At 71.2% G+C, this 15,416-nt stretch carries 15 protein-coding genes; 9 read left to right on the top strand and 6 right to left on the bottom strand.

What is annotated here, in order from left to right:
• Nucleotides 1-229: 229 nt before the first annotated feature.
• The 4 genes from ACWCQ6_RS08645 to ACWCQ6_RS08660 are packed head-to-tail and all read right to left on the bottom strand — an operon-like array spanning nt 230 to nt 4,577.
• On the bottom strand, nt 230-799 hold the full coding sequence (locus ACWCQ6_RS08645) for a GTP-binding protein (protein ID WP_451086843.1): 570 nt from the start codon (nt 797-799) through the stop codon (nt 230-232).
• 6 nt (nt 800-805) lie between these two features.
• Nucleotides 806-1,210, bottom strand: a complete 405-nt coding sequence (locus ACWCQ6_RS08650; RefSeq protein ID WP_401529497.1) for a DUF742 domain-containing protein — start codon at nt 1,208-1,210, stop codon at nt 806-808.
• The gene (locus ACWCQ6_RS08655) at nt 1,207-1,644 is read right to left on the bottom strand and encodes a roadblock/LC7 domain-containing protein (RefSeq protein ID WP_451086846.1); all 438 of its coding nucleotides are present in this window, start codon (nt 1,642-1,644) and stop codon (nt 1,207-1,209) included. The genes ACWCQ6_RS08650 and ACWCQ6_RS08655 overlap by 4 nt, the downstream gene beginning before the upstream one ends.
• On the bottom strand, nt 1,641-4,577 hold the full coding sequence (locus ACWCQ6_RS08660) for a nitrate- and nitrite sensing domain-containing protein (RefSeq protein ID WP_451086848.1): 2,937 nt from the start codon (nt 4,575-4,577) through the stop codon (nt 1,641-1,643). The genes ACWCQ6_RS08655 and ACWCQ6_RS08660 overlap by 4 nt, the downstream gene beginning before the upstream one ends.
• A gap of 245 nt (nt 4,578-4,822) precedes the next feature.
• Between ACWCQ6_RS08660 and ACWCQ6_RS08665 the strand changes: the two genes are divergently transcribed.
• The 9 genes from ACWCQ6_RS08665 (at nt 4,823) to ACWCQ6_RS08705 (ending at nt 13,520) form a co-directional block, all read left to right on the top strand.
• Nucleotides 4,823-7,750 carry a Na+/H+ antiporter subunit A gene (locus ACWCQ6_RS08665; protein ID WP_451086850.1) on the top strand — a complete coding sequence of 976 codons (2,928 nt, stop codon included), beginning with the start codon at nt 4,823-4,825 and terminating at the stop codon, nt 7,748-7,750.
• Complete coding sequence (locus ACWCQ6_RS08670; RefSeq protein ID WP_451086852.1) at nt 7,747-8,349, top strand: Na(+)/H(+) antiporter subunit C; 603 nt, start codon at nt 7,747-7,749, stop codon at nt 8,347-8,349. Before ACWCQ6_RS08665 ends, ACWCQ6_RS08670 begins: the two co-directional genes overlap by 4 nt.
• On the top strand, nt 8,346-10,001 hold the full coding sequence (locus ACWCQ6_RS08675; RefSeq protein WP_451086854.1) for a Na+/H+ antiporter subunit D: 1,656 nt from the start codon (nt 8,346-8,348) through the stop codon (nt 9,999-10,001). Before ACWCQ6_RS08670 ends, ACWCQ6_RS08675 begins: the two co-directional genes overlap by 4 nt.
• Entirely contained in the window at nt 9,998-10,627 is a 630-nt protein-coding gene (locus ACWCQ6_RS08680) for a Na+/H+ antiporter subunit E (RefSeq protein WP_451086856.1), read from the top strand. The genes ACWCQ6_RS08675 and ACWCQ6_RS08680 overlap by 4 nt, the downstream gene beginning before the upstream one ends.
• Nucleotides 10,624-10,962, top strand: a complete 339-nt coding sequence (locus tag ACWCQ6_RS08685) for a monovalent cation/H+ antiporter complex subunit F (protein WP_451086858.1) — start codon at nt 10,624-10,626, stop codon at nt 10,960-10,962. Before ACWCQ6_RS08680 ends, ACWCQ6_RS08685 begins: the two co-directional genes overlap by 4 nt.
• A complete protein-coding gene (mnhG, locus tag ACWCQ6_RS08690) occupies nt 10,959-11,312 on the top strand; it encodes a monovalent cation/H(+) antiporter subunit G (protein WP_451086860.1) in 354 nt (117 codons plus the stop codon). The genes ACWCQ6_RS08685 and mnhG overlap by 4 nt, the downstream gene beginning before the upstream one ends.
• A gap of 86 nt (nt 11,313-11,398) precedes the next feature.
• Nucleotides 11,399-12,235, top strand: a complete 837-nt coding sequence (locus ACWCQ6_RS08695) for a hypothetical protein (protein ID WP_451086861.1) — start codon at nt 11,399-11,401, stop codon at nt 12,233-12,235.
• Nucleotides 12,236-12,381: 146 nt separating this feature from the next.
• On the top strand, nt 12,382-12,534 hold the full coding sequence (locus ACWCQ6_RS08700) for a hypothetical protein (protein WP_451086863.1): 153 nt from the start codon (nt 12,382-12,384) through the stop codon (nt 12,532-12,534).
• Entirely contained in the window at nt 12,531-13,520 is a 990-nt protein-coding gene (locus ACWCQ6_RS08705) for a transposase domain-containing protein (protein WP_451086865.1), read from the top strand. The genes ACWCQ6_RS08700 and ACWCQ6_RS08705 overlap by 4 nt, the downstream gene beginning before the upstream one ends.
• On the opposite strand, the gene ACWCQ6_RS08710 is transcribed toward ACWCQ6_RS08705, so the two are convergent.
• Both ACWCQ6_RS08710 and ACWCQ6_RS08715 read right to left on the bottom strand, forming a co-directional pair.
• Nucleotides 13,420-14,262, bottom strand: coding sequence for an ABC transporter permease (locus ACWCQ6_RS08710; protein WP_451086867.1), 843 nt, complete (start codon nt 14,260-14,262; stop codon nt 13,420-13,422). The genes ACWCQ6_RS08705 and ACWCQ6_RS08710 overlap by 101 nt on opposite strands.
• A gap of 125 nt (nt 14,263-14,387) precedes the next feature.
• Complete coding sequence (locus tag ACWCQ6_RS08715; RefSeq protein WP_451087062.1) at nt 14,388-15,413, bottom strand: ABC transporter substrate-binding protein; 1,026 nt, start codon at nt 15,411-15,413, stop codon at nt 14,388-14,390.
• Between the last annotated feature and the right edge of the window lie 3 nt (nt 15,414-15,416).

A 15,416-nucleotide genomic window follows, 5' to 3' on the forward strand; every position in this document is an offset into this window, starting at 1 on the left:
ATCACGCCGGGCTCGCGGGGTGAGGCGTGATCCGAACGAAGAGGCCTCGGAGGCTGTCGGGTGACCTCGGATCGGAAGGCGGACGCGGTCCGGTGCGAGCGGTTCCAAGGCGGAGGAGGGAGTCAACGCGGAGCGTTGGCGACCGACGACAACGCGGGAAGCGTGCGCACCAGGGCGTGGCCGCCCGGTCGGAGGTCACCCGACAGCCTCTCAGGGAGGAAGCGGACGGTCAGCCGGCCGCGGCGGGCAGAGTCATCAGGTGGTCCACCAGGGCCAGCAGCACGTCCCGGCCGAACGGCCGCTCGCGGACGTCGCCGATCAGCAGCGGTACGTGCGGGTCGAGGTCGAGAGCGGCCCTGATCTCGTCCGGTGTACGGGTGTTGTGGCCGTGGAAGCAGTTGATCGCGACCACGAACGGGATGTCCCGGCTCTCGTAGAAGTCGATCGAGGCGAAGCTCGTCTCCAGCCTGCGGGTGTCGGCGATCACCACTCCGCCGAGCGCCCCGTTGACCAGGTCGTTCCACATGAACCAGAAGCGTTCCTGGCCGGGGGTGCCGAAGAGGTAGACCACCAGCTCGGAACTGACCGTGATCCGGCCGAAGTCCAGCGCCACGGTGGTCGTGTCCTTCTGGCCGACGCCGGCCAGGTCGTCGACGCCGATGCTGGCCTTGGTCAGGTACTCCTCGGTGCGCAGCGGTGCGACCTCGCTGACCGCGCCCACCAGGGTGGTCTTGCCGACGCCGAAGCCTCCGGCGATAAGTATCTTGACGGCGGCGGGGGCCGCCTGACTGCTTGTCATCTTGGTTCAGAGTCTCCGGAGTCCGTCACGAACGGCGGCCAGCATGCCCATGTCGGCCCCGCCCGCCACCCGCGCCACCGAGAGCGGGGCGCGGGCCAGCAGCAGGCCCTGGGCGACGAGGTCGGCCAGCAGGATCTTGGTCACCGACACCGGGAGGCCGAGGTCGGAGGCGACCTCGGCGACCGCGGCCGGGCGGTGGCAGCGCTCCAGGATCATCCGGTGTTCCGGCTGGAGCCTCCCTGGCCGGACCGGCGCACCGTGCTCGTCCCGGGGGTCCTGGGCGGTCGTGAGCACGGTGATGAGGCTGAAGTCGTCCCGCTCGGGAGCGGTACGGCCCCGGGTGATGGTGTACGGGCGCACCATCGTGCCCGCCCCGTCCTCCTCGGCCTCGTCCTCCCAGTACGGGGTCACGCGCGCTGCCCGTCCCCGTTGCCGAAGGCGTCGAACCCACCGCGGGCCGGGGTGCTGAGCTTCTGGCCGACCTGCTGCACGAGGTTGTGCATGGCGAGCGACATGATCTCGGCGTCCACCTCCTGGGAGGCGATCACGGCCAGGTGGGTGCCCTGGGCGGCGGCGATGATGAAGAGCCAGAGCTCGTTCAGCTCGACGATCACCTGGTGCACGCCGCCGCCGTTGAAGAGCTGGCCGACGCCGCGGGCCAGGCTCTGCTGGCCGGTGCAGATGGCGGCCAGCCGTTCGGCGTCGGACCGGTCGATGGTGCGCGAGTGGCTCACCACGAGTCCGTCGTCGGACAGCAGGACGGCGTGCCGGGTCTCGGCCACCGAGTCCACCAGGCCGTCGAGCAGCCAGTCGAGATCCTGGTGGGTGGCGGTTGTGCGTGTCATGGCCGTTCTTCTCTCGTGGGCTGGGGGATGACGGGGGGTACGGACTGCTGCGATGCCTCGTCGGTCGCGCGGGCGGCACGGGACCGGCGCTGGAACGCCCCGATCGCGGCTCCGGCCCGGCGTGGCTCCGGTCGTGGCAGCGGATTCTCCGGCCGGCTCGGCGACTGCGGTGCGGCGGGCCGGGCGGCCGGGGCGATGCGCAGTTCGTCGGCCAGGCTGGCCTGCCGGACCCGGCGCGGCAACGGGGGTTCCGAGCCGGGGGCGGGGAGCGCGGGCGGCTCGGACCCGTGCTCGGTGCTCCGGGCGCGGACGGCCTCCGGCTCCGGCGGTGCGGGGTGGTCCGGTTCGGACACCGGCAGCGGGGCGGGCCGGATGCTCTCCGGACCGGACCGCGTGGGCGCCGGGATCGGCGGGGATGCTGGGGCCGCCCCGGTGCCGGAGGGGTACGGGGTGGCGTACGGCTGCTGCGGATTTCCGTACGGCTCCTCGGGTGCCGTGTACGGGGGCTGGTCCACGGGGTACTGACCCGCGGCCGTCATGTAGGGCTGCTCGGCCGGGCCGTACGGGGCCTCGTGCGTGGCGTACGGCGCGGCCGGTGCGGCGTAGGGGCCGGCCGGCGCTGCGAATGCCCCGCCGGGCGCCGGGTTCGCTGGCTCCGGTGCCGCGTACGGCTGTTCCTGGCCGGCGAACGGGGCCTCGTGTTCCTGGCCCGCGAACGGGGTCTCGGCCGGCTGGTAGGGCTGTTGCTGCTCCGGTGCCGGGTACGGCTGCTCGGCGGTGGCGTACGGGACGCCCGCCGTGTTCAGCGCGGTGACTCCGGCCAGCGCCTGACCCTGTACGCGGGTGGGCAGCGCGTCGCCGGGCGCGGGGGTGGCGACGGGGGCCGCGGGGGCGGCGGGCGCGTCGGGTGCGGCGGCGGGGGACGGCACACCGACCGGGCCGTTCCTCGGCTCGGGGACGGTCAGCTCGTCGGGGACGAGCAGGACCACGCGGGTACCGCCGTACGCCGAGGAGCGGAACTCCACCCGCAGGCCGTGCTGGTCCGCGAGCCGGGCGATCACGTACAGACCCAGACGGATGTCGTCGGAGTGGGCGAGCACGTCCATCCGGGGCGGGTGGACCATGAGTTCGTTGGCCGCCGCCAGCTGGTCCTCGTCCATCCCGAGGCCGCGGTCCTCGACCTCGATCGCGAGGCCGCGGCTCACCTTGGCGGCCCTGACCTCGACCGGGCTCGGCGGCCGGGAGAAGCTGAGCGCGTTCTCGATGAGCTCGGCGAGCACGTGGGAGACCGGGCCGACGGCCCGCTCCGACAGCCAGGGGCTGCCGTCGAGGTCCAGCACCACTCGCCGGTAGTCCTGCACCTCGCCCTGCGCGGAGCGCATCACGTCCAGCAGCGGAACCGGCTTGCGCCAGCGCCGGTGCGGGGAACCGCCCGCGAGGATCACCAGGTTCTCCTCGTACCGCCGCAGCCGGGCGGTGAGGTGGTCGAGGTCGAAGAGACCGTCGAGCACCTCGGGGTCCTCGTGCTTGCGCTCCAGCTCGTCCAGCTTCTTCAGCTGCTGGCCGATCAACTGCTGGGTGCGGCGGGCGATGCGCTGGAGCAGCCGCTCGAAGCCGCGGTGCTGGTCGGCCTGTTTGACGGCCGCCGCCAGCGCACTGGTGCGCGCGAGGTTGAGCGCTTCGCCGAGCCGGGTCAGTTCGTCGCTCTTGCCGCCCTTGCCGTCGTGCTCGATGGCACGCGCCTCGGCCTCGACATCGATCCGTTCGCCCTGGGCGAGCCGCTCGACGACATCCGGAAGTGCCTTCTCCAGTTCCTCGGCCCGCTCCTGCAGACTGCCGATCCGGCGGCGGAGGTTACGGGTGAGGCGCCAGGTGGTCCAGATGACCGCGATCACGGCCAGCAGACCGACGACCGTGGTCAGCACCATCTTGAACAGCAGTGACATGACACTGCCCTTGCCCTCCTCGACCACGAGGGCGGTGCGGTGCTCCAGCAGCTTCTCGATCTGCGGGGTGAGCTCGTCCATCGCCGTGCGCCAGGTCTTCTCCTCGGCGTCGAGAGCGACGAACCCCTCGGCGTCGGCCTCGGCCGGACGCAGCACATCGTTCTCCACCTGCGTCTTGGTCTTCCAGGCCGCGCTGCGGGTGATCTCCTCCCACATCGCCTTCTCGTCCGGGGGCAGCTGGGGAACGACCTTGGTGGAGTACTGGAGTTCCTGGCCGGAAACCGCCTCCCGGACCAGCTTCAGGTCCTTGGTGCTCAGCTTCCCCTCGGACCAGCCGCGCGCCAGCAGGGCGTCCGAACGGGAGATCATCTCCTTGGTCCAGAACAGGTCGACCAGAGGCTGCGAGAGCGTGGTGATCCGGCCGTTGTCGACATGGCTGAGCGCCGCGAAGAGCTGGAGGTCGACCGCGATCAGATCCGTGTAGTAGCCGTACACGGCCTTCTGCTGGTCGCTGCCGCCGTCGTCGACGAGGGCGCGCTGGGCGGGCAGCTGATTGATGGCCTCGCGGGCCTTGCCGACCGCGTCACGGACTTCGGCGGGGGCGTCGTCGGTCGCCACGTCGGAGAGCGCCTGGAAGCTCTCGACGGCCTCGTCGGTCAGCTTGCGCTGCCGCTGGAGTTCGCCGGTGGCGCCCTTGTGCCGGGCGAGTGCCTCGGCGCTCAGCCGGCGCTCCTGCTGCAGGTTGTAGTACACGATGTTGGACGGCTGGCCGGCCTTCTGCGCCAACTGTCCCTGGGCTGCCTGGCGTTGGAAGTCCAGCAAGGTCTGACCACTGGTGACGGCCCAGAGGGCGGCCAGTGCGACACCGGGAACGATGGCCAGAACGAGCAGGGCTGTCCGCAGCGACATGGTGGTCGACTCGGTCCGCCGTGAGGCGCGCGTGCGCAGGGCGTGCTCCTTGATGATGCCAGCCTCAGGACTGGTCAAATCCGTTGAGAACTTCGACGGATAGATACTAGGCACAGTGAAAAAATGAAAAGAAAGCGGGCTCACAAGTGCATCACCGGTCACGCACGGCGCCGCCACAGCCATCCTGAACTGCCGGGTGCGGCGCGCCGTAAGGGTGTAGCGCGGTCGGGGCTATATCTGTATTTAGTGCTCTTTGCCCGTGATGCATCGCCCAGGCCCCGGACGCCCGACCGGGGCGGGCGCGGGACCCCCACCGGGGCCGTATGACCGCGCTCATCGTCTGCCACTTCGTCCTGGCCGCCTGTGCGCGCCCGCTGGTACGGATGCTGGGCAGGCGCGCCTTCGTCGTCCTCGCGCTGCCACCGGCCGCCGCCACCGTGTGGGCGGCCACGCAGTGGAACACCGCGGCGTCCGGCGGCGCGGTCACCTGGTCGTGGCAGTGGATGCCGGCCTACGACGTCACCGTCGTCTTGCGGTTCGACGCGCTCGCCGAGCTGATGGTGCTGCTCGCGGCCGGGATCGGCACCCTCGTCCTGCTCTACTGCACCTCGTACTTCACCGACGAGACCCCGCAACTGGCCGGATTTGCCGGGAATCTGCTGGCGTTCGCGGGCGCCATGCTCGCACTCGTCCTCGCCGACGACCTGATCTCGCTCTATGTGTTCTGGGAGCTGACCACGGTCTTCTCGTACCTGCTGATCGGCTACGACAGCGAGCGCAAACACAGCCGGCGCTCCGCGCTCCAGGCACTCACCGTGACCACCCTCGGCGGCCTCGCCATGCTCGTCGGCTTCCTGATCATCGGTCGGGCGGCAGGCACGTACCGCATCTCCGTGATCCTCGCCGACCCGCCCCGAACCACCCTCGCCGTCTCCGTCGCGGTGCTGCTGATCCTGTGCGGGGCCCTGTCGAAGTCGGCGGTCTGGCCGTTCAGCCTCTGGCTGCCCAACGCCATGGCCGCGCCCACCCCCGTCAGCGCCTATCTGCACGCCGCCGCGATGGTGAAGGCCGGCGTGTACCTGGTCGCGCGGCTCGCGCCCGGCTTCGCGGACGTGCCCGTCTGGCGGCCCGTCGTGATCGTCCTCGGCGCCGCGACCATGCTGCTCGGCGGCTGGCGGGCGCTGCGCCTGCACGACCTCAAACTGCTCCTCGCCTACGGAACCGTCAGCCAGCTCGGCTTCCTCACCCTGCTCGCCGGGGCCGGCAACCGGGACACCGCACTGGCCGCCGCCGTCATGATCCTGGCCCACGCGCTGTTCAAGGCCCCGCTGTTCCTCGTCACCGGCATCGTCGACCACGCGGCGGGCACCCGCGATCTGCGCAGGCTCTCCGGCGTCGGCCGGGCCCTGCCGCACGTCTGCGCGGTGGCGGTGCTCGCCGCCGCGTCCATGGCGGCCCTGCCCCCGCTGCTCGGCTTCGCCGCCAAGGAGGCCGCCTTCGAGGCGCTGTCGCACGGATCGGCCGCCGACCGCTGGGCGCTGGGCGTCACGGTCGCGGGCTCGGCACTGACCGTCGCGTACACCCTGCGGTTCGTCTGGGGCGCCTTCGCCCGCAAGCCCGGGGCCGAGGACACCCCGGTGCACCGGGTCGGCCGGTCGTTCCTCGCACCGCCCGCCCTGCTCGCGCTCTGCGGGCTGGTGCTGGGGCCGGGCGTCGGATGGACCGACCGGCTGTTCAGCGCCTACGCGGACGCGTTCCCCCCGTCCGCCCATCCCTACCACCTCGCGCTCTGGCACGGCTTCGGGACAGCCCCGCTGCTCTCGGCCGTCGCCGTCGCGGGCGGTGTGGTGCTCTTCATGGGGCGCGCCACCGTGACCCGGTTCTCCCGGCGGATCGCCTGGCCGACCGCCGACAACGTCTTCGGCCATCTGCTGCTCGGCATGGAACGGCTCTCCCTCCAGCTCACCGGCTTCGTGCAGCGCGGCTCGCTCTCCGTCTACCTCGCCACCACCCTGCTCGTGATGCTGGCCGGCCAGCTCACCGTCCTCGTCGTGGACCGGCCCTGGCGCACGGCAGCCGCCCCGAGGATCTGGGACGTCCCCCTGCAGGGCGCCGTCGCCGTGCTGACCTGCGTGGCCGCGCTCCTCTGCCTCACCGTCAGACGCCGGATGAAGGCCGTGGTCCTGGCCGGGCTCACCGGATACGGCGCGGCGCTGCTCTTCGTCGTCCAAGGCGGCCCGGACCTGGCGCTCACCCAGTTCTGCGTCGAGACCGTGTCGATGATCGTGTTCGTGCTGGTGCTGCGGCGGATGCCGGTGCACTTCCAGGAGCCGGCCGGCACCTGGCGGCGGGCCGTGCGCATCCCGGTGGCACTGGCCGCGGCGGCGACGCTCGGCGTGGTGGTGTGGGTCGCGGCGGCCGCCCGTTCCGCGGCCCCGGCGGGCGCGGCCATGGTGGAGGAGGTCTCCCACCACGGCCTGAAGGACGTGGTGGCCACCATCCTCGTCGACCTGCGGTCCTGGGACACGATGGGGGAGTCCGCCGTACTGGCCGCGGCGGCGGTCGGTGTGACGAGCCTGCTCTATCTGCACCGCCGGACCGAGGGATCGTTGCCGCGCGAAGAGGTACGGGGACGTACCGCATGGTCGCTGACGACACCCGGATTGACGGGACTTCCGCGGGGCGTCGAAGGGGCGCCGGAGCGCGACTGGCTGGCGGCCGGCTCGACGCTGGCACCCGAACACCGCTCCGTCGTCTTCGAGGTCGTGGCCCGGCTGCTGTTCCATCCGGTCCTGGTGCTCTCGCTCTATCTGCTGTTCTGCGCCGAGAACATGCCGGGCGGCGGCTTCGTCGCCGGACTCGTCGCCGGGCTCGCCCTGATCACCCGTTACCTGGCGGGCGGCCGGTTCGAACTGGCCGAGGCGGCCCCGCTCCAGCCCGGACTCTTCACCGGCATCGGACTGTTCGTCTCCACCGGCATCGCCCTGCTCGGCCTCGCCGACGGAACGGTCCTGCACGCCTGGACCCACCACGGCCGGCTGCCGCTGATCGGCGAGTACCACATCGGTACACCCGTCCTCTTCGACTTCGGGGTCTATCTGCTGGTTCTGGGCGTGGTGCTGGACATCGTGCGCGCGCTCGGCGCCAAGATCGACCGTCAGATCGAGCGCGAGGCAGCCGAGAAGGCGGCCGCCGCAAGCACCGCCGCACCACCGCGACCGGCACCCGGAACGGAAGGCACCCCCGGATGACCGTCAGCGCCTCCCTCCTGGCCACCGCCGCGGTGCTCTGCGCGGTCGGCGGCATCCTCATGCTCACCCGGCCGCTCACCCGCATCCTGCTCGGCGCGGTGATCGCCGGCAACGGCATCAACCTGCTCGTCCTGGCCGCCGGCGGACGGGCCGGTGAGGAACCGCTCCTCTACGGCGTCCCGCTGGGACGGGTCACCGACCCGCTGCCGCAGGCGATCGCGCTCACCGCGATCGTCATCACCCTCGCCACCACGGCGTTCCTCCTCGCCATGGCCTACCGCAGCAACCAGCTGACCGGCACCGACGAGGTCCACGACGACCTGGAGGACCGTCGCATCGCGCTGCGCGCCGAGGTACTGGGGGAGCGGGACGAACTGCGCGAGCGCTACCGGGCCGCCCCCGAAGTCACGGACGAGGAACGCACCCGCTACCGCGAGGAGCGCCGCCGCCTGCGGGCCCGGTTGCGCGCCGACCGTGCCCTCCAGGCCCGCGGCCGCTACGCCACCGGAGACCTCTGGCACGACGTACTGGGCGCCGACCCCGAGGACTACGCATCACCGCAGCCCAACCCGAACGCCGACCCGGGAGCCACCGGATGAACGCACTCGTCCCCCTGCCGGTGCTGCTGCCGCTCTGCGCCACCGGCCTGAGCCTCGCCTTCGGCACCCGCCTCAAACAGGTCCAGCGCCTCATCAGCGTCGCCGTGCTCACCGCCGTACTCGGGCTCTCCGTCACCCTGATGATCGTCGCCGACACCCGCGGCCCGCTCACCGTCCACCTCGGCGACTTCGCACCGCCGCTCGGCATCACCCTGGTCGCCGACCGGCTGTCCGGACTGATGCTGACCGTCTCCTCGGCCGTCACGCTCTGCGTGCTGGTCTACTCCCTCGGCCAGGGCATGGCCGACCGCGAGGAGGAGACACCCGTGGCGGTCTTCCACCCCGCCTATCTGATCCTGGTCGGCGGGGTCTCCTGCACCTTTCTCGCGGGCGACCTCGTCAACCTCTACGTCGGCTTCGAGATCATGCTGGTCGCCAGCTTCGTGCTGCTCACCCTCGGCGGCACCGGACCCCGCATCCGCGCGGGCTCCACCTACGTGATCATCTCGCTGTTCTCGTCGATGCTGTTCCTCACCGCCATCGCCATGACGTACGCGGCGGCCGGCACCGCGAACTTCGCCCAGCTCGCCGTCCGCCTCCCCGAACTCCCGCTCGGCGTCCAGACCCTGATCCAGGCGATGCTGCTCACCGTCTTCGCCATCAAGGCCGCCGTCTTCCCGCTCGCCGCCTGGCTCCCCGACTCCTACCCGACCGCGCCCGCCCAGGTCACCGCCGTCTTCGCCGGACTGCTCACCAAGGTCGGCGTCTACTCCATGCTGCGTACGGAGACACTGCTCTTCCCCGGCAACCGGCTCGGCGATCTGCTGATGGCCGCCGCACTCGCCTCGATGGTCGTCGGCATCCTCGGAGCCGTGGCCCAGACCGACCTCAAACGGCTGCTCTCCTTCACCCTCATCAGCCACATCGGCTACATGGTCTTCGGTATCGGCCTCGCCACCCGGGACGCGTACGGCGGCGCGATCGTCTACGTCGCCCACCACATCACCGTCCAGACGACGCTCTTCCTGGTGGCGGGGCTGATCGAACGCCGCAGCGGCACCACGGAACTCACCAGGATCGGCGGCCTCGCCAAGGCCGCCCCACTGCTCGCCACGCTGTTCTTCGTCCCCGCCATGAACCTGGCCGGCATCCCGCCGCTCTCCGGTTTCATCGGCAAACTCGGGCTGATGCGGGCCGGGGTCGCCGACGGCGGAGTCTGGGCGTGGATCCTCGTCACCGGGTCGGCGGTGACCAGCCTCCTCACCCTGTACGTGATCGCCAAGGTCTGGAACCTGGCGTTCTGGCGGGCCACACCTCCCGGACAGGCCGCGTACGGCACCGTCCTGGAGTCCGACTCCGACGAGGGCGACACCGACGCCGACGAGGGCCCCGACCGCATCCCCGGCACCGGCGACGAACCGGTCCACCCCCGCCACCAGCCCGCCGGACGGGCGGTCGCGGCCACCCTGCACGGCCATGCCGTCACCACCACGACGAAACTGCCGCGGCCGATGACCGGGGCGACCGCGGCGGCCATCGGACTCGGCCTCGCCTTCACCGTCCTCGCCGGACCGCTGACCTCCTACACCGACCGCGCCGCCGCCGAACTCATCGCGCGGGCGCCCTACACACAGGCGGTGCTCGGCCGGTGAAGCGCCTGATCACACTGTCCTTCCGGGGCAAGGACCTGCCGCCCTTCAGCTGCGAGTTCGGCGGTCGGCGACGGCGCGTGCTCGACCTCCCGCTGATCGCCTGGCTCACCCTCATCTGGGTGCTGCTCTGGTCCAGCCCGAACCCGGTCAATGTGCTCACCGGCGCGGTTGTCGCGGTCGCCGTCTGCCTGGCCTTCCCGCTGCCCCGGGTCGACCTCGGGCTGCGCCTGCACCCCTGGGGCATCCTGATGCTCGCCGGATATCTGCTCTACGACATGTACACCTCGGGCGTACGTGTCACCCGGCAGATCTTCGTGGACCACCCGCACCGGGCCGCCGTCATCGCGGTACCACTGCGCTGCCGCTCCGACCTGATGCTCGCGGCCACCGCCGTCGCCGTGTCCAATGTGCCCGGCGGATCGGTCGTCGAGGTGCGCCGCGCCACGGCCACCGTCTTCCTGCACGTCCTCGACGCGGACCGGCCCGCCGCACTCGACGCGGCCCGCCGCTCCGTCTGGCGCCTCGAACGGCTGACCGTACGGGCCTTCGGCACCCCCGACGAGATCGCCCGCGTCGCCGCACCACCGCCTCCGACCACACCACCCGACAGGGAGGGCGCCGCATGAACGTGCCGGAGACCGTCGACCGGGTGCTGCTCACCGCGTCCGTCGTGGTGATCGTCGTCGCCGGAGCAGGGCTCCTCGCCCGGATCTGGTGGGGCCCCTCCATGCTGGACCGGGCCATCTCGCTGGACGTGTGCGCCGCCCTCATCATCGCGGGCCTCGGCGCCAAGTCCGCCTTCGCGCGCGACTCGTTCTACTTCCCGATCATGCTGGTGCTGGCGTTCCTGGGGTTCACCGGATCGGTCGGCATCGCCCGCTTCATCGCCGTACGCGACCGGCCGCCGAGACACGGCGCGAACGGGGACGGCCGCGACAGCTCCGAGGGGCAATCACGGTGAACGCCTGGCTCCAGATCCTCGACCTGGCGGGCGCGGTCCTGGTCTTCATCGGCGCGGCGATCTGCCTGCTCGGCGTGATCGGGATGCTGCGGCTGCCCGATGTGCTCTCCCGCAGCCACGCCGCGACCAAACCGCAGACCCTCGGCATGCTCCTGGTCCTCGCCGGGGTCGCGCTGCGGCTGCGCAGCGGCATGGACCTCGCCACCCTCGCGCTGATCGGTTTCTTCCAGCTGATGACCGGCCCCGTGGCCGCCCATCTGGTGGCCCGGACCGCCTACCGCACCGGCCAGATCGACCACCGCGAGCTGCTCTTCGACGAACTCGACCAGCAGCTGACGGAGGAGGAGTGAACCGGGCCGGGCACCACGGCCATCCACACGAACAACACCGCACGGGTTCCCCCACACGGAAGGCCCCCGCGACTAGCCTCCGCGTCATGCTGCGTATCGCCGACACCCGCACCGGCCACCTCGTGGAAGTCCCCGCCGCCCCACGCCGCCTGCTGCGCAGCTGCGTGCACCTGCCGGACATCCGCACGGGCCCGGACACCGGCACCGGGCTCGGCCCCGTGCACCTGCGCGTCCCCCTGATCGGCGACGTACTGGCACGCACCGCCGAACTGAACGGCCTCCAGGTCGTCACGGTCCTCACCACTCCAGAGCTGACACGGAATCAGATCCGTGCCCTGGAACGGGTGATGGCGGTGCTCGGCATCCATCCCCCCGCCGTCGTCGGAGCGCACCGCCCGGACGCGGCACTGGGCGGCCCCGCCGATGTCCACGTGACCGCCGCCGGCACCGACCCGGGCGACACCGGGGGCGGCGCCCTGATCGAAGTGGGCCGAGTCGCCACGGCTCCACCGACGGAGGACGCCCCCGACCTCTCCGGCCTTCAGGGCCCTTTGGACGCAACGATTCCGGAGACCGCCGACCCGCTGGCGGTACGCCTGCTGCTGCTCGGCCGCCCCTACGCGACTTCGGTCACGGTCACCGGCCTTGCGCTCGCCGAGGCCCGCCGGACACTGCGCGACTGGCGGCGATCGGTCGCCGACTGGGCGCAGCAGCCGTCCAGACCGATCCCCACCGACCTGCTGCGGCAGTCGCACACGGCTTTCACCGAGAATCTCGACATCGCCGCCGTGCTGGCGCTGCTGGCCGAGGTGGCGGAACGGCCCGATGTGCCGCCGGGCGCCAAGTTCGAGACCTTCGCCCATCTCGACCGCGTTCTCGGCCTGGACCTCGCCCGCGACGTCGGCCACCAACGCCGCCCATGACGGCCGACGGACGCTCGGCCGGCGCCCCCGCATTTGCCCCCGCTGAGCCGGGTGACCTACGCAGCGAACTCGGCACGAAACCCCGCCGGTCCACGAGCGCCAGCGGGACATACCGCCTCGACACCCGGGGGTCACGAATCCGCCGCATGGGCATCGACGAGCAGCGTCGCTACGGATCCGCCTTCCGGGCCCTGTCCGAGTTCGAGGAGGTCACGCGCAAGGTCGACGAGCTGAGCAGGCAGCTTGCCGAAGTCGTCCGTGACGGCCTCGCCACGGGCGCCCTGAAGCCGGAGGAGTGAGTACACGGACGGTGCAGCGGCGGCTGCGTGATCTGCCGTCCCGGGTCGGGGTGTACTTCCTGCTCGCGACGTGTCTGTTCCCCGAGGTCGGCTACCGGCTGGTGTGGGACGAGCTGGTCGGCGGCTTGGCGGGTATGCCGGTGGCCTCGCCGAGCGCGGAGGGGTTGCGGGACCTGCGGCGCCGGCTGGGGACCGCACCGATGCGGGCGCTGTTCGAGGTACTTGCCGGGCAGCTGGCCTGGGCGTTGCTGTCGCTCTACCAGGCGTTGCGGGCGGTGATGGTCGAGGCCGCCGAGTCCGTACCCGGCACCGACCCGGACCGCTGCTGCTTCACCGTGGCCCTCCAGACCGCCCGTGACCAGGTCGTCCAGGCCGCCGGCATCGTGCCCGACGAGGTCGGCGGCCTCGGGTTGATCGGCCGACGGGTCCTGGCCCGGCTCCTCCCGTCCCGTCGGCGCCGGGTCAGCACCCGCAAGGTCAAGTCCCCGATGTCCCGCTACAGCGAGCGACGCGACGACGGCCGCCCCGACCACAGCCGCACCGTCACCCAGCTCGCCGTCACCGTCCTCGAACCCGGCCCCGAACAACCGCCGCTGCCCGCGGTCTCGCGCGACGATCGGAACGCCGTCCCTTCCCAGAGCCGTCGGCACTGCATCCTCGCCCTGCTCCAGGACGACCGAACCGCCTGTGGAGAGTTGCAGAGATCGCCGCCCGCTTCGGCGACATCCGGCTGGACACCATGTATCGGCAACTCTCCCGATGGGCGGACAGTGGCCTCATCCACAAGATCGGCCCCGGTCTCTACACAGCCACGACCTGGACACCAACTGCCTTGCAAACAACGGCAGATCGCTAAATTCCTGGCCTTGGGGGAAGCCCCCGTCCTCAGCCGCGCGAGGTGGTTTCCCGGACCCAGGGCAGCGCGAACCGCTCCATCAGCACCAATACGAAGTAGAGCAGTATGCTCATCAGCCCGATCAGGATGATCGCCGCCCAGGCAGTGGCGGTGTCGCCGACCCCGCCGGCCTGCACGATCAGGTAGCCCAGCCCGCTCTCACCGGCCTGGAACTCGCCGATGACCGCGCCGATCGCGGCGAGTGGCATGGCCGTCTTCAGCCCGACGAAGATCTGCGGCAACGCGGCCGGCAGCCGTACCTTCCGGAACGCCTGCCAGCGCGAGGCGTCCAGCGAGCGCGCCAGCTCCGCCAGGTCCGCCGGGGTCGACGTGAGGCCGGTCGCGGTGGAGAGCACGATCGGGAAGAAGCAGAGCAGAAACACCATGGTCAGGACCGGCTTTTGCCCCCAGCCGAGCGCCCCCACGAGCAGCGGTCCGAGCGCGATCTTCGGAACTGCGTTGACCGCGACCAGCAGCGGCGTGAACATCCGCTCCAGTAATGGCGAGCCGGCCAGTGACAGTCCGATCAGAAATCCGCAGGCGGTGGAGAGCACGAATCCTACGACCGTCTCCACCGTGGTGTCGCCGGTGTGCTCCAGGAACCGGCCCGGGGCTGCTGTGAACGCCGAGAGCACGGCACCGGGCGGAGGCAGCACCACCGGGTGGATCACCTCCAGCACCGACGTCAGCAGCCACCACACGCCGAGGGCGACCAGCAGCCCGGCCGAGGGCAGCAGCACGGCGCCAGTGCCCGCCCCGCGCTGCAGGCCGGATCGTGGCACCGGCTCCGGGCCCGCCGCTGAGGTCTGCTGCGGCGACGAGAGTTCGGTCATCCCATCCTCCTTGGGCCGCCCGGCACCTCCTTTAACTCGGGCCGCTCAGCGCGGAGTCGGGGCGGCAGTGCCGGTGCTCCGCGTCGGCCGCCGGCGGGGAGCACACGTTCGGGCAACCAGTGTGATCAGGCTTTCGGTACGAGGTCGAAGTCGATGATCTGCTCGGGGGTCATGCCGTGCGGCAGCGCACCCGCTCCCTGCAGGATCGCGATGCTTCGGGCTACCCTTCCGGAGTCCAGCGTCCCGATCGCGGTGCTGGAACCGCCAGGCGTGACGTACGCGGCCATCAGTTCCAACTCTGCTGCCGCAGCAGTCGGGTTCGTGGCGTCCACGTTCCGCTTCAGGATCTCGGCGGCCTCCTTCGAGTTGGCCAGGCTGTATTCCAGGCCCTTGAGCAGCGCGGTGGCGAACCGCTTCACCATCTCCGGCTTCTGCTCGGCGATCTCCGTCGAGGTGATCAGTACGTTTCCATAGAGATCAGGCATCACGTCGCTGTACGGCAGCAGGACGGCCTTCTTCTCGGTCACCGCCTCGATGGTCGGCTTGCCCACCACGAACTGGCCGATGCCGTCCACCGAGCCGCTGGCGAGCGTGCCCATCAGGGTCTGCGCGTCGCCGTTGACCCAGGTCACCTTGTCGGCGTCCATCCCGGCCAGTCGGGCGTACGTCGGGAAGAGGTTGCGTACGACGGAGCCGGGTGTGTCGGCGAGACGCTTGCCCTCGAGGTCCTTGGGGGCGGCAATGCCCTTGCCCTCGGTGGTCGCGATCGCGGCCATGGTGCGCTGCTGGATGGCGGCCACCGCGACGAAGTCCTTCGCCTGGCCGCTGCCCATCTGCAGCAGACCACCTGTCAGGTCGATCGGGCCGAACTGCGCCTGGCCGCTCACGACGGCCGGAATTACGCCGCCGGTGCCCTGGCCCGGCTTGATCTCCACGTCGAAGCCGGCCTCCTTGAAGAACCCCTTGTCCTTCGCGACCCAGGCGTACGCGTCCCGGCCGAAGTTGCCGAACGAGGTCAGGTAGGTCACCTTCTCCAACACCGTGCCGCCCGCACCGGCAGCCGTGCCGGAGTCCGATCCGCCGCACCCCGACACCAGCGCCAGCGCCGTTGCCAGGGCCAGCGCGGCGACCGTACGGGCGAGTCTGTTCATGTG

This window comes from Streptomyces sp. NPDC001880 (assembly GCF_053594575.1).

Excerpts from the sequence above, each read along its gene's own strand:
- ACWCQ6_RS08645 (WP_451086843.1), bottom strand. The coding sequence starts at position 799 with ATGACAAGCAGTCAGGCGGCCCCCGCCGCCGTCAAGATACTTATCGCC.
- ACWCQ6_RS08700 (WP_451086863.1), top strand. The coding sequence starts at position 12,382 with ATGGGCATCGACGAGCAGCGTCGCTACGGATCCGCCTTCCGGGCCCTG.
- ACWCQ6_RS08665 (WP_451086850.1), top strand. The coding sequence starts at position 4,823 with ATGACCGCGCTCATCGTCTGCCACTTCGTCCTGGCCGCCTGTGCGCGC.
- ACWCQ6_RS08655 (WP_451086846.1), bottom strand. The coding sequence starts at position 1,644 with ATGACACGCACAACCGCCACCCACCAGGATCTCGACTGGCTGCTCGAC.
- ACWCQ6_RS08710 (WP_451086867.1), bottom strand. The coding sequence starts at position 14,262 with ATGACCGAACTCTCGTCGCCGCAGCAGACCTCAGCGGCGGGCCCGGAG.
- ACWCQ6_RS08675 (WP_451086854.1), top strand. The coding sequence starts at position 8,346 with ATGAACGCACTCGTCCCCCTGCCGGTGCTGCTGCCGCTCTGCGCCACC.
- ACWCQ6_RS08670 (WP_451086852.1), top strand. The coding sequence starts at position 7,747 with ATGACCGTCAGCGCCTCCCTCCTGGCCACCGCCGCGGTGCTCTGCGCG.
- ACWCQ6_RS08695 (WP_451086861.1), top strand. The coding sequence starts at position 11,399 with ATGCTGCGTATCGCCGACACCCGCACCGGCCACCTCGTGGAAGTCCCC.
- ACWCQ6_RS08715 (WP_451087062.1), bottom strand. The coding sequence starts at position 15,413 with ATGAACAGACTCGCCCGTACGGTCGCCGCGCTGGCCCTGGCAACGGCG.
- ACWCQ6_RS08685 (WP_451086858.1), top strand. The coding sequence starts at position 10,624 with ATGAACGTGCCGGAGACCGTCGACCGGGTGCTGCTCACCGCGTCCGTC.